This is a genomic window from Clostridium sp. AM58-1XD, assembly GCF_003464085.1.
Lineage (GTDB): Bacteria > Bacillota > Clostridia > Lachnospirales > Lachnospiraceae > Lachnoclostridium_A.
This window is the reverse complement of record NZ_QSDR01000013.1, coordinates 86,824-108,804: the sequence shown is the minus strand read 5'-3', so window position 1 is coordinate 108,804 and position 21,981 is coordinate 86,824. Positions and strand designations below refer to the sequence as shown.

At 45.9% G+C, this 21,981-nt stretch carries 22 protein-coding genes; 19 read left to right on the top strand and 3 right to left on the bottom strand.

Going from position 1 to position 21,981, the window contains the following annotated elements; translation table 11 throughout:
- The first annotated feature begins 36 nt into the window (after nt 1-36).
- The 10 genes from DXA13_RS09890 to DXA13_RS09850 all read left to right on the top strand — a co-directional run bounded on the left by DXA13_RS09890 (nt 37) and on the right by DXA13_RS09850 (nt 10,430).
- Entirely contained in the window at nt 37-1,446 is a 1,410-nt protein-coding gene (locus tag DXA13_RS09890) for a 2-isopropylmalate synthase (RefSeq protein ID WP_243009056.1), read from the top strand.
- Nucleotides 1,332-1,718, top strand: coding sequence for an alpha-isopropylmalate synthase regulatory domain-containing protein (locus DXA13_RS21700; protein ID WP_243009060.1), 387 nt, complete (start codon nt 1,332-1,334; stop codon nt 1,716-1,718). Before DXA13_RS09890 ends, DXA13_RS21700 begins: the two co-directional genes overlap by 115 nt.
- A 491-nt stretch (nt 1,719-2,209) precedes the next feature.
- A complete protein-coding gene (locus tag DXA13_RS09885; RefSeq protein ID WP_118243959.1) occupies nt 2,210-2,848 on the top strand; it encodes an orotate phosphoribosyltransferase in 639 nt (212 codons plus the stop codon).
- A gap of 191 nt (nt 2,849-3,039) precedes the next feature.
- Nucleotides 3,040-4,140 (top strand): UDP-galactopyranose mutase, encoded by a 1,101-nt coding sequence (gene glf / locus DXA13_RS09880; RefSeq protein ID WP_118243957.1) that lies wholly within the window; start codon nt 3,040-3,042, stop codon nt 4,138-4,140.
- A 34-nt stretch (nt 4,141-4,174) separates the two neighbouring features.
- Nucleotides 4,175-5,152 carry a glycosyltransferase family 8 protein gene (locus DXA13_RS09875; protein WP_118243955.1) on the top strand — a complete coding sequence of 326 codons (978 nt, stop codon included), beginning with the start codon at nt 4,175-4,177 and terminating at the stop codon, nt 5,150-5,152.
- Entirely contained in the window at nt 5,124-6,032 is a 909-nt protein-coding gene (locus tag DXA13_RS09870) for a glycosyltransferase family 2 protein (protein ID WP_147348013.1), read from the top strand. Before DXA13_RS09875 ends, DXA13_RS09870 begins: the two co-directional genes overlap by 29 nt.
- A 12-nt stretch (nt 6,033-6,044) precedes the next feature.
- The gene (locus DXA13_RS09865) at nt 6,045-6,971 is read left to right on the top strand and encodes a glycosyltransferase family 2 protein (RefSeq protein ID WP_118243951.1); all 927 of its coding nucleotides are present in this window, start codon (nt 6,045-6,047) and stop codon (nt 6,969-6,971) included.
- Nucleotides 6,972-6,989: 18 nt separating this feature from the next.
- On the top strand, nt 6,990-7,976 hold the full coding sequence (locus DXA13_RS09860; protein WP_118243949.1) for a glycosyltransferase: 987 nt from the start codon (nt 6,990-6,992) through the stop codon (nt 7,974-7,976).
- Nucleotides 7,977-7,999: 23 nt separating this feature from the next.
- A complete protein-coding gene (locus DXA13_RS09855; protein WP_347559801.1) occupies nt 8,000-9,448 on the top strand; it encodes a lipopolysaccharide biosynthesis protein in 1,449 nt (482 codons plus the stop codon).
- 1 nt (nt 9,449) lies between these two features.
- On the top strand, nt 9,450-10,430 hold the full coding sequence (locus tag DXA13_RS09850; RefSeq protein ID WP_118243947.1) for an ATP-grasp domain-containing protein: 981 nt from the start codon (nt 9,450-9,452) through the stop codon (nt 10,428-10,430).
- A 239-nt stretch (nt 10,431-10,669) separates the two neighbouring features.
- Here DXA13_RS09850 and DXA13_RS23025 read toward each other — a convergent pair whose 3' ends face one another.
- Nucleotides 10,670-12,103, bottom strand: coding sequence for a L,D-transpeptidase (locus tag DXA13_RS23025; protein WP_347559800.1), 1,434 nt, complete (start codon nt 12,101-12,103; stop codon nt 10,670-10,672).
- Nucleotides 12,104-12,263: 160 nt separating this feature from the next.
- Between DXA13_RS23025 and DXA13_RS09840 the strand changes: the two genes are divergently transcribed.
- The 9 genes from DXA13_RS09840 (at nt 12,264) to DXA13_RS09800 (ending at nt 20,536) form a co-directional block, all read left to right on the top strand.
- Nucleotides 12,264-13,379: a DegT/DnrJ/EryC1/StrS family aminotransferase gene (locus DXA13_RS09840; protein ID WP_118243944.1), complete on the top strand. Its 1,116-nt coding sequence runs from the start codon at nt 12,264-12,266 to the stop codon at nt 13,377-13,379.
- Nucleotides 13,376-14,071 (top strand): glycosyltransferase family 2 protein, encoded by a 696-nt coding sequence (locus DXA13_RS09835; protein WP_118243942.1) that lies wholly within the window; start codon nt 13,376-13,378, stop codon nt 14,069-14,071. The genes DXA13_RS09840 and DXA13_RS09835 overlap by 4 nt, the downstream gene beginning before the upstream one ends.
- A 12-nt stretch (nt 14,072-14,083) precedes the next feature.
- A complete protein-coding gene (locus DXA13_RS09830; RefSeq protein WP_118243940.1) occupies nt 14,084-15,391 on the top strand; it encodes a lipopolysaccharide biosynthesis protein in 1,308 nt (435 codons plus the stop codon).
- A gap of 12 nt (nt 15,392-15,403) precedes the next feature.
- Nucleotides 15,404-16,330: a glycosyltransferase gene (locus tag DXA13_RS09825; RefSeq protein WP_118243938.1), complete on the top strand. Its 927-nt coding sequence runs from the start codon at nt 15,404-15,406 to the stop codon at nt 16,328-16,330.
- A gap of 12 nt (nt 16,331-16,342) precedes the next feature.
- A complete protein-coding gene (locus DXA13_RS09820) occupies nt 16,343-16,711 on the top strand; it encodes a DUF2304 domain-containing protein (RefSeq protein WP_118243936.1) in 369 nt (122 codons plus the stop codon).
- Nucleotides 16,708-18,399 (top strand): DUF2142 domain-containing protein, encoded by a 1,692-nt coding sequence (locus tag DXA13_RS09815; protein ID WP_243009054.1) that lies wholly within the window; start codon nt 16,708-16,710, stop codon nt 18,397-18,399. The genes DXA13_RS09820 and DXA13_RS09815 overlap by 4 nt, the downstream gene beginning before the upstream one ends.
- A gap of 62 nt (nt 18,400-18,461) precedes the next feature.
- Nucleotides 18,462-19,025 (top strand): dTDP-4-dehydrorhamnose 3,5-epimerase, encoded by a 564-nt coding sequence (gene rfbC, locus DXA13_RS09810; protein WP_118243934.1) that lies wholly within the window; start codon nt 18,462-18,464, stop codon nt 19,023-19,025.
- A gap of 20 nt (nt 19,026-19,045) precedes the next feature.
- On the top strand, nt 19,046-19,858 hold the full coding sequence (locus DXA13_RS09805) for an ABC transporter permease (protein WP_118243932.1): 813 nt from the start codon (nt 19,046-19,048) through the stop codon (nt 19,856-19,858).
- An 87-nt stretch (nt 19,859-19,945) separates the two neighbouring features.
- Nucleotides 19,946-20,536, top strand: a complete 591-nt coding sequence (locus tag DXA13_RS09800) for a SprT family zinc-dependent metalloprotease (protein WP_118243930.1) — start codon at nt 19,946-19,948, stop codon at nt 20,534-20,536.
- Nucleotides 20,537-20,788: 252 nt separating this feature from the next.
- Here DXA13_RS09800 and DXA13_RS09795 read toward each other — a convergent pair whose 3' ends face one another.
- The gene (locus DXA13_RS09795; protein WP_118243928.1) at nt 20,789-21,169 is read right to left on the bottom strand and encodes a desulfoferrodoxin family protein; all 381 of its coding nucleotides are present in this window, start codon (nt 21,167-21,169) and stop codon (nt 20,789-20,791) included.
- 136 nt (nt 21,170-21,305) lie between these two features.
- A complete protein-coding gene (locus DXA13_RS09790) occupies nt 21,306-21,770 on the bottom strand; it encodes a methylglyoxal synthase (protein WP_118243990.1) in 465 nt (154 codons plus the stop codon).
- Nucleotides 21,771-21,981: the final 211 nt, after the last annotated feature.

Sequence of the window (21,981 nt, the reverse complement as noted above, 5' to 3'; positions counted from 1 at the left end):
GTGAGAGGAAAGCCGGGAAAATATGGAGGAAAAATTATGATGAATTATAAGAAATATAAACGAGTTCCTGTGATTGAATATTCAGAGAGACAGTGGCCGGATCATCAGATCGAGAAAGCGCCCGTATGGTGCAGCGTAGACTTGCGTGACGGAAATCAGGCTCTTGTGGAGCCGATGGTTGTGGAAGAAAAGATAGAGATGTTTAAAATGCTCGTGGATCTTGGCTTTAAGGAAATAGAGATCGGATTTCCGGCAGCATCTCAGATTGAATTTGATTTTTTAAGGCAGCTTGTTGAGCGCAGGCTGATTCCGGATGATGTGGTAGTTCAGGTACTGACCCAGTGCAGGGAACACCTGATCCGCCGTACTTTTGAAGCGATTGAGGGAGTTAAAAAATCTATCGTACATATTTACAACTCGACATCGACCCTCCAGCGCGAGGCGGTCTTCCATATGGATCGTGAAGAGATTAAACAGATCGCTGTAGATGGAACAAAGATGGTGCAGAAATGCATGCAGAACTTCGATGGAGACGTGATACTGGAGTACTCACCGGAGAGCTTTACTGGTACAGAGCTGGATTTCGCCCTGGATGTATGTACGGCGGTACAGGAGACATGGGGAGCTACACCGGATAAAAAGATTATTATCAACCTTCCGGCGACGGTAGAAATGACCACACCGAACGTATATGCGGACCAGATTGAATGGATGAACCGCCATTTTAAAAACCGTGACAGCATTATCCTGAGTGTTCATCCTCATAACGATAGAGGCACTGGAATTGCTGCGACAGAACTTGCTATTCTGGCAGGTGCTGAACGAGTTGAGGGAACCCTGTTTGGAAATGGAGAACGTACAGGCAATATCGATATTCTGAATGTAGCATACAACATGTTTTCACAGGGAATAGATCCAGGATTAGAGATCGGCGATATTAAAAATATTGCAGAGGTGTATGAGAGATGTACGAAGATGGCGATTGATCCCCGTCATCCATATGCCGGAAAACTTGTATTTACCGCATTTTCAGGTTCCCATCAGGACGCAATCAACAAGGGCGTCCAGGCAATGCGGGACAAAAAGAGCGAAATTTGGGAAGTGCCGTACCTGCCGATCGATCCAAGCGATATCGGAAGAGAGTACGAGCCGATTGTCCGTATCAACAGCCAGTCCGGCAAGGGCGGCGTAGCGTTCGTTATGGATACGTTCTATGGATTTAAGCTCCAAAGGGAATGCACAAAGAATTTGCGGATGTTATCCAGAAAATTTCCGAGCAGCAGGGTGAAGTTGCACCGGAGAGAATTATGGAAGAGTTCAAAATCTGCTATCTGGACAGAAAAGAACCGCTTCATTTCAAGAAATGTCAGATTACCGATACGGAGACCGAGCCAGGAGATTTCGCAACACTGGCCAAGGTTACATATACAGACCATGGCGAAGTAAAGACCTTTGAAGGCGTTGGAAACGGACCGATCGATGCAGTGCAGAGAGGACTGGAGCAGGCGCTTCATATTAACATTAATGTTCTGGACTATAGCGAGCATGCATTGACTTCCGGTTCAGGAGCCCAGGCTGCCTCCTATATCCATCTGCTGGATTCGGATACAGGAAAGACTACTTACGGAGTCGGAATCAGTTCCAACATTACAAGAGCGTCCCTGCGTGGTATTTTCAGCGGAGTGAACAGGCTGTTCTATGGCGAAGAAAACGAATAATTGCATAACAGCAGAATCTGGGATAATAATTTAAATTATGCGAACACCGCAGGACTGAGAGAAAAAAATTCTTTAAGTCCCGCGGTGTTTTTTGTTACATGGGAAAGTTCTCCGAACTATCCTATGTAACAAAAAATCCCTCCGGGCAGGGTCGCCCTGCGGCGGTAAGGAATGATGTCGCTGAAGCGACCCGCCGCAGGCGGAGAATCCCGCTCGCGGGATTCTTTCTTATGACGAATTTTTGAAAAGAATTGTTTGTGAAAGATAATAAAATAATACAACTAAAATTAACAGGAAATTTCTAAAAATAATTAAAGAAAACTGTATTTTGTACCGAAGATATGGTATAATGTTCACGTAAGCAATGAGCAGGGCTGTACCATAGGCTGCTTCAATAGGGCGAGTTGAGGTCATACCACGGCGCTCAGTCAAAAGCTTTGTGTAAACCAAGGTATTTCAGAGATTTCACCATTGTAAAGGGGGATTCATTTATGGAGACAACATTACAGGACATCCGTTCGAAGCGCAATTCCAAGGCAAGAGTCAAAATCATGCATGGACACTTCGCAACGCCGCATTCTCATGTAAATACATATATCGATGTATCTACGGTAAAATGCCGTCACAATAATGCCAGGGAAACGGCCAGAGAACTGGTGAAGGATTACACGGAGACCATGGTGGAGACGATACTGGCTCTGGAAGGTACGGAAGTAATTGCTGCATTTATGGCGGAAGAACTGTCACAGAATGGGATAATGAACATTAATAATGGCACAAATATTTCTATTATAGCGCCGGAATACAATCAGATCCGCCAGATGATTCTGAGGGATAATACCCAGAGGATGGTCTTAGGAAAACAGGTTCTTATTCTGGCCTCCTCTGTCACAACGGGAAAATCAATCCGTACGGCGCAGAATTGCGTTTCCTACTATGGAGGCAGGGTATGCGGAGTTTCAGCGATCTTCAGTTCGGTAAGAGAAGTTGACGGATTTCCGGTTCACTGCATTTTTACAGATCAGGATATTCCTGGCTATGAAGCATATGCAAATGAAGACTGCCCGTATTGCAAACAGGGGATAAAGATCGATGCGCTGATTAACAGTTATGGCTACTCCAAACTGTAGGGACAGGATGGCAGATAGGGAATAAAAATTAGGGAAGATTATCCGGGGTGCTGTGAAAACGGCACTCTTTTTCTTTTCAGGAAAGACCGTTAAAACTTCCTGTAATTTGGGGAGGTTTACTTTTTTTCGGCCCTATAGTACAATGGAACATATTATAGAGCAGAATTTTCAGAATTGAGAGGAAAGAAAAAATGAAAAAATATGATTATATTCTGGCCGGAAGCGGATTATATGCAGGAGTGTTTGCTTATCTGGCCGGGAAACAGGGAAAAAAATGCCTTGTTCTGGAGAAGAGAGATCATTTGGGAGGAAATATTTACTGCGAGGACGTGGAAGGAATCCATGTTCATAAGTACGGCGCTCATATTTTTCATACGAGCAACCGAAAAGTATGGGACTTTGTGAATAGTCTGGCGGAATTCAACCGCTATACCAACAGCCCTGTTGCGAATTATAAGGGCGAGATGTATAATATGCCCTTTAACATGAATACATTCAGCAGAATGTGGGGGATATCGACTCCGGAAGAAGCAAAAAAGATAATCGAAGAGCAGAAAAAAGAGGCGCCTGATGAGCCGCAGAATCTGGAAGAGCAGGCGATCAGCCTGGTAGGAACGGACATCTACCAGAAGCTGGTAAAAGGGTATACGGAAAAGCAGTGGGGAAGAGACTGCCGAGAGCTGCCGTCCTTCATTATCCGCCGTCTGCCGGTACGCTTCACTTATGATAATAATTATTTTAACGACCTCTATCAGGGAATTCCAATTGGCGGGTATAATGTAATCATAGACAAGCTGTTTGAGGGCTGTGATATAGAGATGAATACAGATTATCTGGCAAATAAAGAATATTATGACGGGCTTGGAGAAAAGACCATTTATACAGGAACGATCGATGCTTATTTTGACTACTGTTTCGGTAAGCTGGAATACAGAAGCCTGCGGTTTGAAACAGAGGTTATGAACACGGATAATTACCAGGGAGTCGCCGTTGTCAATTATACGGACAGAGAGACGCCGTATACGAGAATAATCGAACACAAGCATTTTGAGTTTGGAACACAGCCAAAAACGGTCATTACGAAAGAATATCCGGTAACCTGGGAGGCGGGCATGGAGCCGTACTATCCTGTAAATGACGAGAGAAATCAGGAGCTTTATAAGAAATATGCCGAGCTTGCAGGCAGAGAAGATCATATTATTTTTGGCGGCAGGCTGGGAGAATACAAATATTACGATATGGATAAGGTTATTGAAGCGGCGATGGCAAAAGCGGAGGAAGAGTTAGGCTAGAGATATGAGGTAGCCATGCTGCAGAGGAGAAAAAATGAATGTAGTATATGCATCTAATGATAATTATGCCCGCCATTTGGGGGTGTCGATGTGCTCCCTGTTCGACAACAACAGCAGGGAACGGACGATCGATGTCTACATCCTGTCCGTAGGTCTCTGTGAAGAAAACAGAAAAAAACTGAATACCATTGGCAGGAGATATGGCAGAAAAATTCACTATATAGAGGTCGACGGGCTGAGAGAACGAATTCCTTTTCCTGTAGATACAGGGCGCTTTGACATCAGTACTCTGGGCAGGCTTTTTATTGGAGAGATGCTTCCGGATGAGGTAAAAAGGATCCTGTATCTGGATTGCGATACCGTCATCATCCGCAGCGTGAAAAATCTTTGGGGAATGGACCTTGAAGAAAGCATCATCGGAGCGGTACAGGAGCCGACGATTTACACGGAAGTGAAAGAAGATATCGGTCTTAGAGCCGGCGATCCGTATTTTAACGCCGGTGTTCTCCTGGTTAATCTGGAAAAATGGAGACGGGAAGACATGGGCAGGAAACTGATGGCCTACTATGAGGAGAGAGACGGGAAATTATTTGCCAACGATCAGGACGCGATCAATCACGTTCTGAAGGGGCGGATCAAGTCTATTATGCCCAGCTATAATTTCTTCCCTAATTACAGGTACTTCCGTTACAAAGAACTGGTCAGGCAGTCAGAAGCATATTTGACAGTTTCAGAAGGCGATCTGCACCGTGCCAAGCATCATCCTGTGATTATCCATTACATGGGCGATGAGAGGCCATGGAAGGCGGGGAATTTCAATCATTATCGAAGAGCATACGAAATATATCTGAAAAAGACGCCTTGGAATGGCATGCCGAAAGAAAAAGGGCAGGAAGCATATATGGCGGCATATCATGCCATGGATTATGCTACGTTCCTGTGCCCGGCCGTAAGGCGGATGATCAGCAGAAAATATATGGAACGTGCAAAGAAGAACGGAAAGGGCATTTAGAGAAGAGATGAGGATTGGCTGTGTAATACTCAATTACAATGACTATGAAAATACGGCGCTTCAGGAGGAACGAATCAGGAGCTTTTCCTGCCTGGAAAAGGTAATTATCGTGGATAACTGTTCTTCCGATGATTCAGGGGAGAAGCTTGAAAGGCTGAGAGGGGAGAAGACGGACATTCTCCGTCTCGCGGATAACAAGGGTTATGGAGCGGGGAATAATGCCGGAATCCGATATGGCTGCGAGAAGCTTGGCCTTACTCATATTGTCATAGCGAATCCTGATACGCATTTTGATGAAGCATGTATCCGCAAGATGGCAGGAGTCTTTTTACGCCATCCAGAAATAGGCGTAGCTGCGGCTCAGATGAAGGACGGCTCTGACGGAAGTCAGGCTTCAGGATGGCGTCTTCTGTCCTTCACAGAGGATCTCATGAATACAGGCCCGATATGCAGGAGGATATTTAAATGGCGGCTGAACTATCCGCCTGAATATAAGGAAGGGAAAAAAGCAGTCTATGTGGACGCCGTGCACGGATCTATGCTGATGGTCGATGGAGCGAAGATGATGGAATGCGGCGGATACGATGAACGAGTGTTTCTGTACGGCGAAGAGAACATCCTGGCCTGGAAGATGAGGGCCTGCGGTTACCGCACGGTACAGCTTTTGAATGTTTCTTATATTCATGAAAATTCCGCAACGATATCAAAGACATATCAGAGCATCTTAAAGCGGCAGAAGCTGCGCCATGAAAGCTCCTTATTTTATTACAGAGAATATCTGCGGATCAGCATGGTGCAGGAGGCGTTTGCAAAACTTTTTTTTGCAGCAGTTATGGCAGAAATATGGTTCTGCAGCAGAATTTTGAGAATGAGATGGTAAGGCGGTCAGAGAATGATTACGGTATTGGTGGCGGTATATAATGGTGAAAAATATTTGAAAGAACAGCTGGACTCCATTCTGAATCAGACCTGCAAAGAGATAAATATTATAGTGTCAGACGATGTCTCATCAGACGGAAGCAGAGCGATCATTCGCAGCTATGCGGAGAAAATGCCGGAAAGAATCGTCCCGGTATTCCGCAGTGAACCATCCGGAAGCGCTGAAAACCATTTCCTCTGGCTTCTTTCCCAGGCAGATGATGATTATATCATGCTGAGCGATCAGGATGATGTGTGGTTCCCGGACAAAGCAGAGTGCCTCCTGGCAAAGATCAGGGAGATGGAGACAGATTACGGCAGAGATATGCCGATTCTCGTCCATTCCGACATGGAGGTGGTGGACGAGGAACTTCACGTGACGGCGGACAGCTATTTCCGGTACCAGAAGATATCTCCTGAGCGCAATAAGCTATCACAGCAGCTGGTCCAAAGCAATGTCACAGGAGGAGCTGTAATGATCAACCGGAGAATGCTTGCGTATTTGAAACAAGTTCCAGAGGTCTGCCTTATGCATGACAGCTGGATGGCGCTGATTGCCGCCAGCTTTGGAAAGATTGGATGGGTGGAGCGGCCGCTGTATCTGTACCGCCAGCATGGAGGTAATACGCTGGGAGCCAGAAGAGCCGATACGCTGGAAGAAGCGGGAGAACGACTTCGGGATGGGAGTCGGGCCAGAGAGAATTACAGAAGAATGTTTGGACAGGCACAGTGCCTTCTGGATCTGTATGAAGATTTGCTGGATGAAACACAGAAGGAGACGTTGAGAGCATTTATCCGCCTTAAAGATCAGGGGCGTTTTATAAAAATCCGGAATATGGTGAAGTATGGATTTACTAAGAACAGTCTGAAGCGCACAATAGGCCAGATGATGTTTATGTGACGGGTGGCAGGAGACAAGATGAGAGAGAACAGTGAATGGAAGGGGCCGGCGGTGAGTATTTGCTGTCTGGCCTATAATCATGAGAAATATATACGGGATGCGCTGGACAGTTTTCTCATGCAGAAGACATCGTTTCCAATAGAAATTCTGATTCATGACGATGCTTCTTCGGACGGTACGGCAGACATTATTCGGGAATATGAAAAAAAGTATCCTGAAATCGTCAAGCCGGTTTATCAAAAGGAGAACCAGTATTCCAAAGGAATTAAGAACATTAGCGGCATCTTCAACTTTCCCAGAGCAAAGGGCCGTTACATTGCCATGTGCGAGGGAGATGACTACTGGACCGATCCGGACAAGCTGGAAAAACAGGTGAAGTTTCTGGACAGTCATGCGGACTGCAGCCTATGCTTTCACAGCGCCAGGCAGATCACGGTAGATGGCTCTATCACAGATGGCTATATGCGGCCGTATAAGGGAGATAAAAGAGTGCCTCCGGAAGACATTATTGATAAAACATCTGGCTACGCCATGAATTCCATGGTATTTCCTGCAGAGGTTGTAAGGGATATACCGGATTATTACTGGAACTGCCCGATCGGCGATATTCCGATGCAGCTTATGATGGCCAGCAAGGGATGGGCTTACTACATGGACGAGCCAATGAGCGTGTACCGCGTCGGTGTGGCAGGTTCCTGGACGAATTACATGAGGGATGGAGATTATGAAAGAAAGCAGAAAGAATACTGCCTGCAGATGGAACAGATGTATCGTGAGTTCGACCGCCATACAGGAGGCAGATATCACGAGAAGGCTGTAAATGCTGCAAAGAGAATTGAATTTCTTACCAAAGTGAACACAAAACATTATGAAGATGTATTTGCAGCAGAGAACAGAAGGTTTTACAGGGAACTGAATTTCAGAACACGGTTTTTTATCCGGTTTGAAACGATTTGCCCCCGACTGTACCGTTGGCTTCAGAAAAAAGCCACGGGAAAAAACTAAGGCGGTTAGAGGAGAAACATATTTTGGCAGAAAATTCTATGAAAGATAAGGTAGTGAACGGCCTGTTCTGGAAGCTTCTGGAAAACGGAGGAGCACAGGGAATTCAGTTTATTGTGGCGGTTATCCTGGCCCGGCTCCTGACACCGGAAGAATACGGCACGGTCGGAATCATCACGATTTTTATAATTATAGCGAATGTGATTGTGCAGAATGGCTTCAGTACGGCTCTTGTTCAGAAGCAAAAGGCAGATGAACGTGATTTCTCTTCCGTCTTCTACTTTGGCCTTGCAGCATCAGCAGTTATGTACGGCGTTTTGTATGTATCTGCGCCCTATATTGCTGAATTTTATGATGATCCTATTCTCTGCCCGCTTGTGAGGGCTCTGGCGGTCGTTTTGTTCCCAGGTTCGGTAATTTCCGTACAGACGGCCTACGTATCCAGAAAAATGGAATTTAAGGGCCTTTTTAAAGCCACCATGATGGCAGTCGTGCTTTCCGGATCGGTCAGTATTTGGATGGCATATGAGGGAATGGGCGTCTGGGCCATGGCGGGCCAGCAGATTGTGTATTATTTTGCGCTAATGACAGGACTTTTCCTGGATATCAGTTGGAAACCAAGGCTGTTGTTTTCTCTTCACCGGATAAAAATTATGTTTGAATTCGGATGGAAGCTGCTCTGCGCAGCCATGATCGATACGCTGTTCAGCAATCTGTATGGACTGATCATGGGAAAAATCTATAATCAGAGGATTCTGGGAGGATATAACAGGGGAGAGCAGTTTCCCAAAATTATCGTAACAAACCTGGGAGCGGCGATACAGTCCGTGCTTCTTCCCGCATTTGCGACGAAACAGGACGATGTGGGACAGGTAAAGAACATGGCCAGAAAGGCGATACAGGTCAGCTCCTATACAGTTCTTCCCATGCTCATCGGAATGATGGCGGTAGCAGACAGCCTTGTGCTGGCACTATTGGGAGAAAAATGGATGTTCTCCGTTCCGTTTCTCCGTATTATGTGTGTTGCTTACTGCTTTTATCCGATTCACATTACGAACCTTCAGGCAATTAATGCCATGGGCAGGAGTGACATCTTCCTGAAACTGGAGGTGATTAAAAAGGCTGTGGGGATAGCGGGACTTCTGATTGGAGTGCAGTTTGGTGCGGTCATTATGGTCAGCATTAAAGCATTTGTGGATTTTGTATGCATTTTTATCAATGCATGGCCGAATAAGAAAATTCTCGGTTACAGCATCGGGCAGCAGTGGAAAGATATGTCGCCGGCACTATTTCTGTCTGTTATTATGGGAGCAGCCGTATATGCGGTCGGCATGATGATTCACGGTGTCTGGCTGAGACTTGTGCTTCAGATTCTGGCTGGAATGGCAGTCTATGTAGCGCTCTCTGTTGTTTTCCATGTGGAGAGCTTTTATTACCTGGCTGACATTATAAAAAAGAGGAGGAAAGAAGAGTAATATGGAAAGGGCACTTGTTACGGCAATCGGTTCGTTTGCTGCGGATATTGTGATAAGAAATCTGAAAGAAACAGGTTTTTATGTGGTTGGTTGTGATATATATGATGAAAAATGGGTGGCCGAATCTCTGGAGACAGACGAGTTCTTCAGGGCGCCTTACGCTTCAGACGAGACCGCTTACATTAGGTTTCTGATTAAATTGTGCAGTGAAAAGAACATTTCATTTCTGATCCCTCTGACGGATGCAGAGGTGGACGTGCTGAACAGGTACAGGAAAGCCTTTGAAGAGATTCATACGGTGCTGTGCCTGTCCCCAGAGCAGACCATCAGCTTGTGCAGGGATAAGCTCAGACTGGAGGAATATATCAGAAAGGCAGGGCTGTGCAGTACGATCCCGTCAAAGAAGCTGATAAAGGCCGTGGAACAGTACAAAACAGCTGAGTCCTTTCCGTGGAATCAGGTTGTTTTAAAGCCCTTTAACGGCAGAAGCAGCAGTGGGCTTTACAGAGTTTACGACAAAGAGAAGCTGCCTTCCTATCTCGGCCTGATCGACAATCCAAAGGAGTATGTCATTCAGCCTTTGATTGAAGGCACGGTAATTACAGTCGATATTGTGCGTGACGCTATGGGAAATACGGCTGCTGTTCCAAGGAGAGAGCTGCTACGGACCCTGAACGGCGCGGGAACAAGCGTGGAAGTGTTCCGTGATGAAGACCTTGAAGAAACATGTGGTAAAATAGCAGGAATACTGGATATCCGTGGATGTGTAAATTTTGAATTCATAGAAGAAAAGGGGACGGGAAAACGGTATTTCATGGAATGTAATCCCAGATTTTCGGGGGGAGCAGCTTTTTCCTGCGAAGCAGGATACGATATGGTAGCGAACCATATCCGTGTATTCCAGGGAGGTGAAATCGAGAAAGAAAACAGGTCCGTCCCTCGATACATCGCAAGAAAATACCAGGAATACAGGATGAATTGAAAAGAATTGAGGATAACCGGCCAGCCTTCCCTTCCGAGGCACATAGAAAACCAGAAACCCACATAAGAATAGGACGCTGTAAAAGAGCAAAAAAACATGCCCATGACAGCAGGTACAGTGACTAGGCCACCGCCTTGGAACGGAATCTGCTATCATGGGCATGTATGATTTTATCTTTGAAGCGTCTTTTTAAAGATTATTTTCTGGAACAGATGGATCAGTCGGATCGTATTTCTGTGTCAATGGAATAATCCATTCAATTGCAGGCCTGTCGTATGGGCCGGGAACTGGAGAATTATAAATCTGAACCGTTGTTCCAAGGGCACAATTGTCATAAATCCATTTTGCTTCAGCAGCTTTGAAACGGATGCATCCGGCTGAGCGGGCCACGCCAGGTAGTTATACGTATCCGCCCATAAGGTGTATGGATCAGGACGGTCATAAATCAGGGAATGCATGAGGAATCCCTTAGTAATTCTGGTCAGATACTGGCAATACACGTCATGGATCATCGGCTGCCACCTGATCTTCTGCGGGGTCTTGAATGTTCCGATCGGCGTATCATCGCCAGGAGAACAAAGGAAGGTCTTGAATGGAATAATGAATCCGTTCGCACCGTCCTGAGCGTAGATCGTAGTCGTAGCCATCTGCTTATTGATCTTGATCATAAACGGTCCTTTATTGCCCATAATTGGTTCCAGATCGGTAAGCAGCTTTCCTGTCTCGTCGAAGTAATATTTGTAGCCGTCGATATACTGCCATCCTGTAACCGCCTGATTGTCAACAAAGTAATAACGGTCTCTGTAATTCCATCCCCAACCGGTGAACGGAGCTCCGTTTCCGTTGGAATATGTAGCAACGCCGTCGCCTGCCTGAACACCGTCAGGAGCAGCGGAGTCGAGAGCGTGTTCCGTAGAGTTCGGCCATGGCTCACCGTCTTTGCCCCAGAGAGCGATACGGAAGGAACGAATTGATTTTCCGATTCCCATGGTTCCTGATGTTCCGCCGTCGCTGGTCCAATCCAGCTCAGTACCGTCGGAAAGAGTACTGGAGTAATAGATGGAGAATTTGTTGCCGGCAAAACCTACCAGCTTTAACTGAATCGCCTCGACTTCCGTACCCACGGGATACTCTGTCGTATGCTCTCCGTTGATTGCCCACGGCGACCAGCCGATGGAACTGGTAAACGTACGGTAATAGATATCACCTACGATATTATTCAGATAGATACATACGGAACGGAAACCGGATTCGCCGGTAGTAATGACTCCGTCTCCGATCACCGGATTCGTCCAGGTGTTGTCATGTGAGAATACCTGAGCGTGTGTATATGGGGTATTGGCCTGTACTACATCCTGAGCAACCTGTTCTCCGCCGTTCTGTCCATCAGCTGATTGTGTCTCCTGTGCGGCCGCCGTTTCTTCGCCTGTCGTCTGTCCCTCGGATGTTTGTCCCTCAGATGCCTGTTCCTCAGATGTCTGTGCTGCAGTTTCTTCCTGCCCGGAAGTCTCCTGATTGTCCGTAGCCTGTCCGTCTGTGTCCTCCGTCTGTGCAGCTGTGCTGTTCTCACCGACAAAATCCCCAGGCCCTGCCGCAAAGGTTGTAACGGCCTGGCTCATAAGCATGGAAGCTGCCAAAAGGACTGCAACGGACTGCTTAAATAATCTGTGCATTGGTATAAAACCTCCTAAATCTATAGTTGTACAAAAAATATGATCTATGCTATAATCTAACACATATGTTGGAAAAATACCAGAGGCGATTTATGTTTTGTGCCTGTTATCATAAAATCGTAAATAAAATGACACTATAATGTAAGAAGAAGGTACGAAAATGTTAGATATCGATAAACCGATTATGGTTACAAAGGCATCACTGCCGCCATATGAGGAATATACGGAAATGCTGAAGCCGATTTGGGAATCTGCGTGGCTGACGAATATGGGCCAGTTCCATGAGCGATTAAAAGAAGAACTCAGGGGAAGAATGAAGGTAGACGGCCTGGATCTGTTTGTCAACGGCCATATGGCGCTGGAAATGGTGCTTCAGGCATTTGAACTGGAGGGAGAAGTGATAACGACTCCGTTTACCTTTGCCTCTACTGCTCATGCAATCGTGCGCAATGGACTGACGCCGGTATTCTGTGATATTCATCCGGATGATTATACAATCGATGAGTCGAAAATCGAAGAGCTGATTACGGACAGAACATGTGCGATTGTACCTGTTCATGTCTACGGCAACCTCTGTAACGTGAAGAAAATCGCAGAAATTGCAGAAAAATATAATTTGAAAGTGATCTATGATGCGGCACACGCCTTTGGAGAAGAGATAGACGGGACAGGAGTCGGAAATTTTGGGGACGCGTCCATGTTCAGCTTTCATGCCACGAAGGTATTTAATACGATAGAAGGCGGAGCCGTATCGTTTCATGAAACCTGGCTGGCGGACCGATTGTATAAACTGAAAAATTTCGGCATTATGGGAGAAGAATCGGTGGAATATGTCGGCGGCAATGCCAAGATGAACGAATTCCAGGCGGCTATGGGCCTGTGCAACCTTCATCATCTCTCCGAAAATATCGAGAAGAGAAAAAAGATATCAGACAGGTACAGAGAGCGTCTGAATGGAACGGAAGGCATACGCCTTGCTCCGGTACGGGAGGAAATCACGTATAATTACGCTTATATGCCTGTGGTATTTGATAATTTCCGAATGGAACGTGATGAGGTATACGCACACCTGAGAAAACACAATATATACCCAAGAAAGTATTTTTACCCGTGTGTGAACGCTTATGAGTGTTACCGCGGTAAATACAGCCCGGATGATACGCCGGTGGCCCGTGACATTTCCACGAGTGTCATGACACTGCCGATTTATCCGGATCTGTCACTCGAGGCAGTGGACTATATCTGTGATTTGATTTTGGAGGAACCGAAACCTTGAAAGATAAAGTACTGGTAGTCATACCGGCATTTAATGAAGAAAAGAATATTGAGCGCGTGGTGGACAACCTGATTCAGAATTACCCGGAACTGGACTATGTAGTCGTAAGTGACGGCTCCACAGACAGGACGGCTGAAATCTGTGAGGAGAGAGGCTACTGTATCGTAAAGCTCCCTGTCAATCTGGGGCTTGCAGGCTGTTTCCAGACAGGGATGAAGTACGCTTGGGAAAACGACTATGAATGTGCGATCCAGTTTGACGGTGACGGGCAGCATCGGCCGGAGTTCATTGCTATGATGAAGAAGAGGCTGGATGAAGGGTACAATATCATCATCGGATCCAGATTTGTGGAGGGAAAAAAGGATTTCTCCATAAGGATGATCGGAAGCCGCCTGCTATCCATGGCAATCCGCATGACAACGGGAGTGAAAATTGCCGATCCGACCTCAGGGATGAGAATGTTTGACCGTCATATGATTCATGAATTTGCATATAACATCAATTACGGTCCGGAACCGGATACGATTTCCTTTCTGCTGAAACAGGGGGCCAGGGTGGCAGAAGTGCCGGTTAAAATTGACGACCGTACCGCAGGAGAGAGCTATCTGAGGCCTGTTGTGGCGATGCGGTATATGCTGCGCATGCTGGCCTCCATCCTTATTATTCAGAATTTCCGTATCAGGAAAAGATAACGGGGAGAGAATATGACTGGATTTGTAAAACGATTTCTGCTTTATAAAGGAAATAACTTAGACAGAGAAAATGTGGTCTGGAATATAATCGGGAGTTTCTGCTATGCCTTTGCCTCTATGGTATTGGCATTTATTGTTATGAGGATGGCAGGAGATGAGGACGGTGGTATTTTTGCCATCGGATTTTCTACCTTTGGACAGCAGGTTTTTATTGTAGCCTATTTCGGAATACGGCCGTTTCAGATTACGGATGGAAGAAATGAGTATTCCTTCGGCGATTATTTTCGGCTGAGGATTGCGACTTCTATAGCCGCTGTATCCATAGCGGCCGCATATCCCATGTTTATGATGGCGGGAGGCACATACAGCCCAAGAAAGATGGTGATCGTCTTTCTTCTGGCACTTTATAAGATGATTGATGGCTTTGCAGACGTATATGAGTCGGAATTTCAAAGGCAGGGGAGCCTGTATCTCACTGGAAAATCCAATACATTCCGTACGCTGCTCTCCGTATTTTGTTTCCTCATCTGCCTGGGAATATCCGATAGTCTTTTGGCAGCATCCTGTACAGCGGTTGCGGCGCAGGCGGCAGGAGTGGCAGTATTCAATATTGGCGTTGTTAATTCAGGGATTCTGAAAAACATCTGCCGGGAAGTGAAAAAGGGAGCGGCCGTCAGACTGTTCGGTCAGACGTGGCTTTTATTCCTTTCCGTATTTTTGGATTTTTATATTTTTTCTTCTCCCAAATATGCGATTGATTTAAAGATGAGCGACGCCGCAAACGGCTATTTTAATATTATTTTTATGCCTACATCGGTAATCTATCTGGCGGCGAATTTCATTATCCGTCCATTTCTCACAAAGCTGACGGATTGCTGGAATGAAAGGAAGTTTGACGAATTTCGAGCCATAGGAAATAAGATTGGAATGATCATCGGCGGTCTGACCATTCTTGCGGCGGCTCTATCCGTACTTCTCGGGCCTTGGGCACTGGGAATTATGGAAATGATATTGGGTAGTGATTATACAGGCAGTCTGACAAGATATCATGTGCCGTTTGTACTGATTATTATCGGGGGCGGCCTTTATGCTCTTGCGAATCTCTCATACTATCTGCTGGTTATTATGAGAAAGCAGAAATTGATATTTGCCGTGTATCTGGTTCTTGCGGTTGCCGGATGGATAGCCTCACCGGTTATGGTGGAACGGTACGGGATTTCTGGAGCCGCCGTTTGTTATCTGATACTGATGGCCGTGTTGACGGCAGGTTTTACGGCAGGACAGCTGTTCTGCTTAAAGAAAGAAGAGAACCAAAAGTAGGAGGTTAAGAGTATGACTGTAGATGTCGTTATTCCGTCTTACCATCCGGGAGAGAAATTTTTGAAGCTGCTGTCCAGGCTGGAAAAACAGGAAACGCCGGTCAATCGGATTATCGTTGTCAATACAGAGGAAGAGTACTGGAAACCAGACCAGTATGAGCGGTTTTCCAACCTGGAAGTTCACCATATAGCGAAAAGCCAGTTTGACCACGGTGCGGCCAGAAATATGGGAATATCATATTCAGAAGCGGATATCGTCGTCTGCATGACAGATGACGCGATGCCTGCAGACCAAATGCTGATCACCTCCCTTCTGGAAGGTTTTTCCAAACAAGGTCCGGAGGGCGAAGTGGTGATTGAAGTGTATGGAAGGCAGCTTCCAGGAAAAGACTGCAGTACGGCAGAGCAGTATACAAGGCAGTTTAACTATCCGGAACAAGGCAGGATTAAGACGATAAAAGATCTGGATGATCTGGGTATTAAGACCTATTTTGCTTCCAACGTCTGCTGTGCATACAGGCGGGAGCTGTTTGAGAAGCTGGGCGGATTTACGGAAAAGACAATTTTTAATGAAGATATGATTTTTGCAGCAAAGGCACTAAAAGCAGGTTATGCCGTCTGCTATGCGGCAGATGCCAGAGTGGTACATTCTCACAACTATACGGCCCTGCAGCAGCTTCATCGGAATTTTGATCTGGGAGTTTCTCAGGCGGATCACCCGGAAGTGTTTTCTGATGTCCCGTCAGAAGGAGAGGGATTCCGGCTTGTTCGCCAGACAGTGAGATACCTGTCGGGAAAGCGGAAGTTTTTTCAGATTCCCGGCCTTATCGTGAACAGCGGATGCAAATATATCGGATATCGGCTGGGAAAACAATACTGCAGACTGCCGAAAAAGATTGTGAGACAGCTGAGTATGAACAAACATTACTGGGACAGATAAGGAGGTAGAACGATGACAACTATGCTTCGCATTGTGCTGATATGCGCGTCTGTGCTGACAACGGCGTTGATGATACATAAGATCCGACAGTCAAAGGTACAGATTGAAGATTCGCTGTTCTGGGTCTTCTTTTCAATTATACTGATTATCTTCAGCGTATTTCCACGAAGCGCCGATATGATATCCAGGCTTGTGGGGACGTATTCCACATCGAATTTTATCTTTCTGTTTATGATCTTTCTGCTTCTGGTGCGGGTATTTTCCATGACTATGAGAATTTCACAGCTGGAAACGAAGCTGAAAGAGCTGGTCCAGATGGTGGCCCTGGAGCAGGAAAAAGCGAAAGAACAGAAAAAGGACGACGGTGGAGTCAAACCATGAAAGACGGAATCAGGAATGCAAAGGGAAAACAGAATACGAATAAGGCATTGCAAAGCAAGAGCAAATGGGGCGTTTACGCCGCAGGTGCGGCGGCCGTTATTGTACTGGGAATCTGGCATTACCAGAGCGTGAAAGCCGGCGCTCTGGAGAGCCGGGATTTTTTTCTGCTGTCCTGGTATAAGGTTCTGACTGTCTGCGCAGCAGTTACTGTGCTGCTTTTCGGATATTTCTATCTCGTAAAGAGAATGATTCGGACGGAAACATTTTTCCTGGCAGGGGGACTGGCGTTAGGGCTTTCTTTTCTGTTTGTGCTCCAGCCATTGTCGGCGCCTGATGAAATCCGCCACTATATATCGGCCTACCGCCTTTCTAATCAGATGATGGGCCTGCCGGATACGGACGAATACGGACAGGTTTTAATAAGAAAACAGGATGAATTCATTGTGAATCAGCAGATGGATGGGCTGGAATTAAAAGAGCAGGAGGGGGAAGAGCCGAAAGAAGGGAATGACCAGGAAGAAAAAGAGCGGATTGTACTGGGACAGCAGCTTACGGAATACACATACCGTGAGGTGGCCAAGAGGAGCCTAAAAGGAACGGGGGAAGATGAACTGATTTCATCCAGGCAGATGGCAGTACAGACGACACCGCTGGCATATCTGGCGCCGGGAATTGGTATTACGACCGGCAGACTTTTGAACATGGGAGGAATGGGACTTCTGTATCTGGGCCGTCTTTTTAATCTGGGACTGTATCTGGGCGTTGTATGGCTGGCTTTGCGCCGCCTGCCTTTTGGTAAACCGGTGATGTGTGCGGTGGCTCTGCTGCCTATGACGCTCCATCTGGCTGCCTCTTTTTCCTATGATACGATGATTAACGCCATGATGTTCTTATTTTCCGCCGTCTGTCTGGATCTGGCATACAGTGGGAAACAGGTGAAGGTCAGGGACATTGTACTGCTGGCGGCCGTGATCGGAATTGCCGGACCGTGTAAAATGGTCTATGCTCCTGTTATGGGACTCTGCCTTCTGATTCCGGTCCGCAAATTTGGAGGATGGAAGAAGTGGACGATCTCTGCGGCGGCAGTGCTGGGGACATGGCTGGTTGCGATGATTCTTGTGAACAGCCAGACTATCAGCGTATATACAGCGGGAACAGAAAATTATATTGGATGGGCGGAAGAAACGGGCTACACGATGAACGGCCTTCTCCACAGGCCGGGGCTTATGCTTCAGATGTTTTATAATTCTCTGATTTGGCAGGCAGAGTACTACCATCTGACTATGATCGGCGCGTATCTGGGACAGGTTGATCCGGTGCTGGATGTTCCGTATATCGTTGTTATGGGCCTGACAGCGGCTCTTGTTCTGCTGTCGCTTCAGCGGCCGGAAGAAGAGACTGTGTATTTTACAGGAAGACAGAAGACCTGGATATGGGTACTGTTTATCGGGTGTGCCGGAGCGACGATGTTTTCCATGCTGCTGGCCTGGACGCCCGTTACCTCACTTGTCATTGCCGGCGTGCAGGGAAGATACTTTCTTCCGCTTTTGCCTGTGGCATTGATGACGCTGAAAAACAGGTGGATCATATGCACGGCGAACAGGGACAGGGAGATCCTCTATATGATTCTGTGTGCGGATGCCTATGCGGTCCTGAGGCTGTTTAGTATTGTCAGTATGAGAATCTAGTGGTATAGTGTGTAAAAGAAATGGGAAATTTATGGAATGCAGTTGAAAGGATGGAATAGATAATGGGAAAGATTAAAGTGACCCCATGTGAGATTGAGGGATTATATGTGATTGAGCCGACCGTGTTCAAAGACGAAAGAGGCTATTTTATGGAGACATATAATCAGAATGATTTTAAAGAAGCCGGTCTCGATATGGCTTTTGTTCAGGATAACCAGTCTATGTCGGTGAAGGGTGTATTGAGAGGTCTTCATTATCAGAAGCAGTACCCTCAGGGAAAGCTGGTCCGCGCTGTCCGCGGCAGTGTCTTTGACGTGGCAGTCGATCTGAGAGCAGACTCCAAAACGTATGGAAAATGGTTTGGCGTTGAGCTTTCTGCTGAGAATAAAAAGCAGTTTTATATATCAGAAGGATTTGCCCATGGTTTCCTGGTGCTTTCAGACGAAGCGGAATTTGCATATAAGTGTACAGATTTCTATCATCCCGGAGATGAAGGCGGAATGGCCTGGAATGATCCTGATATCGGAATTGAATGGCCGATTGAAGAAGGAACGGAGCTGATTATTTCCGATAAAGATCAAAAATGGGGCGGATTTAAAGATACCTTTAAATTCAATGGGAAATAATTCACGAAAGGAAACGTTACATGAAATATGTATTGTCTCTGATAAAAGAAATGATTAAGAAACGGAAGCTGATCTGGGACCTGTCAAAGGCTGACTTCAGAAAGCGGTTTGTAGGTTCTTATTTCGGAATCGTCTGGATGTTTGTCCAGCCAATTGTTACGGTTCTGATTTACTTTTTTATATTTCAGGTGGGATTTAAAAATGTGCCTCCCATTCCGGGAGTACCGTATGTATTGTGGCTTGTCCCCGGTATCGTGCCGTGGTTTTTCTTCAGTGAAGTTTTGAATACGGTGACAAACTGCCTTCAGGAATATCATTACCTGGTGAAAAAGGTGGTTTTCCAGGTGGAGATTCTGCCGATTATCAAGCTGATTTCCTGTCTGATGGTCCATGGTTTCTTTGTGGGAATCATGATCGTTATGGCCCTCTGTTACGGCCGTATGCCGATGATTACTTGGCTTCAGATTATTTATTATACATTAGCCGCTTCCGTGCTGAGTCTGGGGATCGGATACTTTACGTGCGCCGTTAATGTATTTTTTAAGGATATGGCTCAGATTGTCAGCATCTGTCTTCAATTTGGAATGTGGCTGGTACCGATCATGTATCATGAATCCCTTTTTACGGATAAAGCTCCGTGGGTGCTGCCGGTTTTAAAGATGAATCCGTTTTATTACATCGTAGTGGGATACAGGGACAGTATCCTGGAAGGTAACTGGTTCTGGGAAAGACCGACGCTTACGGCATATTACTGGATATTTACAGCAATCGTATTTATCATCGGGCTGAAGGTATTTAAACGCCTGCGCCCTCATTTTTCAGACGTATTATAATGAATTTTATCAGAGATACCATGTACTGAGCCGTTTAAAATGACGGTCTGTAGGACGTGGTATCTCTGTTTGCTCTTGGAGGGATCAATGGAAATGAAAGAACTATGGGTGGAATGGAGAGACAGAAAAATCCGTGCGGAAGTCATTTATTCTGCGAGGAAAACAATGTCTCTGGAAGTGAATTCTGAGGCGCAGGTCAAGGTCCGCGTTCCCCGGGCCGCCAAGGACAACCAAATCAGAGATTTTGTGGAAATGAAGAAATGCTGGATCGTGGAAAAGTATCTGTTTATGAAGAGGCGTGCGGAGAAAAAGGAACGGCTGCCGGTTCCTGATTATGTAGAGAATCCTGAACTGGAAAAAGAATACAGGAAACATGCCAGAAAGAGAATAGAGGAACAAGCTGCTTATTTTGCCGATATTATGGGTGTCCGGTATGGCAGAATTGCAATACGGGCTGCAAAAAGCAGATGGGGGAGCTGCAGCGGAGCAGGAAATTTGAATTTTCATTGGAAATTAATTTTAATGCCTCCGGAAATTTTAGACTATGTGGTGGTTCATGAGCTGGCCCATCGGAAGCAGATGAATCATTCACCGCAGTTTTGGGCGGAGGTAGGAAAAATTCTGCCGGATTATAAGAGGAGAAGGCAGTGGCTGAAAGAGCACGGAAGCAGTGTGTAAAGGAAAGGACCAGAGGCGCTCTTGCTTCGTGCGAACCTGTACGCTGTCAGGTCGGAAATTTGATTCATCTATCACTTTTTTCCATAGGGCTGCCATACAAATAACGGCAGAATAAAAAAGAGAGTACTGCAGAAGGAAAAAATCAATGCCCTCAATATCAGATGGAGCGACATGGTGATTGTCAGGACCAGACTCTGGTATCGAAGGCATATCTGATTTTATTTTTGCAGCACTCGCTGGTATTCCCCGATCTTACAGGGAAGTTTTCCAAAGGCCGTGGAGATTACAGTACTCATAGACTGCAACAGCTTTATCGCCTTTTGTGAGGGCGAACTCAGCCTCCGGCTTTTTACCGGGCTCTAAATATTTGGTCTGCGTACCTTCCTCTGTTTCGAGAACGATCCATTCGATGTGATGTTCGGAAAGTGCAGGATGCTCAACGGAACCTACGGATACGGTTACATGGCTGCTATCCACCTTAACGACAGGAACATGTTTTTCTGCGGCTCCGTCAGAAGTTCCAGGTACGAGCTCTTTCATGGTTTCGGTGCAATATGATTCAGGAGCACCTGATTTTGTTAAAAATGTAATGATGTTGCCGCACTGTTCGCAGCGGAAAAATTTTACTGGCATATAATACCTCCTTTATATAGATCAAGCGAACGGTTCAGGAAGATCGTTCATCCTGAACCACTGTGATGCAGTAATGATAGCATCACCAATCTAAGGATATCTATGCATGGATTTTGCAGAGTATGCCAGGTAAAATCTACAGTGTTTTTGCGCGGTCTGCGATATTCTGGTGAAAATTGATTACACTATGTTCATATTCTTCGTTCATAAATTTGGAAGTAATCATAAAGTCAGCAGTCGCCTTGTTATTGGCGATCGGGATATCGTAAACCTGTGCGATACGCAGTAATGCTTTTACATCCGGGTCGTGAGGCTGAGCAGTCAGAGGATCAGAGAAGAAAATTACAAAATCAATTCTTCCTTCTACAATTTTTGCTCCGATCTGCTGGTCGCCGCCCAGAGGACCGCTGTTGTATCCTTTCACAGGGAGGCCGGTTGCATCTGTAATCATGCGCGCAGTGGTGCCGGTACCGCATAAGAAATGACATTTTAATATTTCTTTATGCTGTTCACACCAATCAATAAGTTCGCGTTTCTTGCTGTCATGTGCAATTAACGCAATGTTTTTCTGCTTTCCAATAGTAAGTGTCAGGTAATCCAAAATAAAAACCCCCTTTCGTTTGGTTTTCCTGATAATGCCATAAATGGGGGCTGATGTCAAGAATAGTAAGAAAGATTTAACATAGATTTCATAAATAATACCTTCTTTCGTAAAAAGAAGAAGCTGTACAAACCAAACAGGTATGGTATAATATCCACGAAGCAATGAGCCATGCTGGAACAGACAGAAACCCATTGGCGTCATGCTAGCA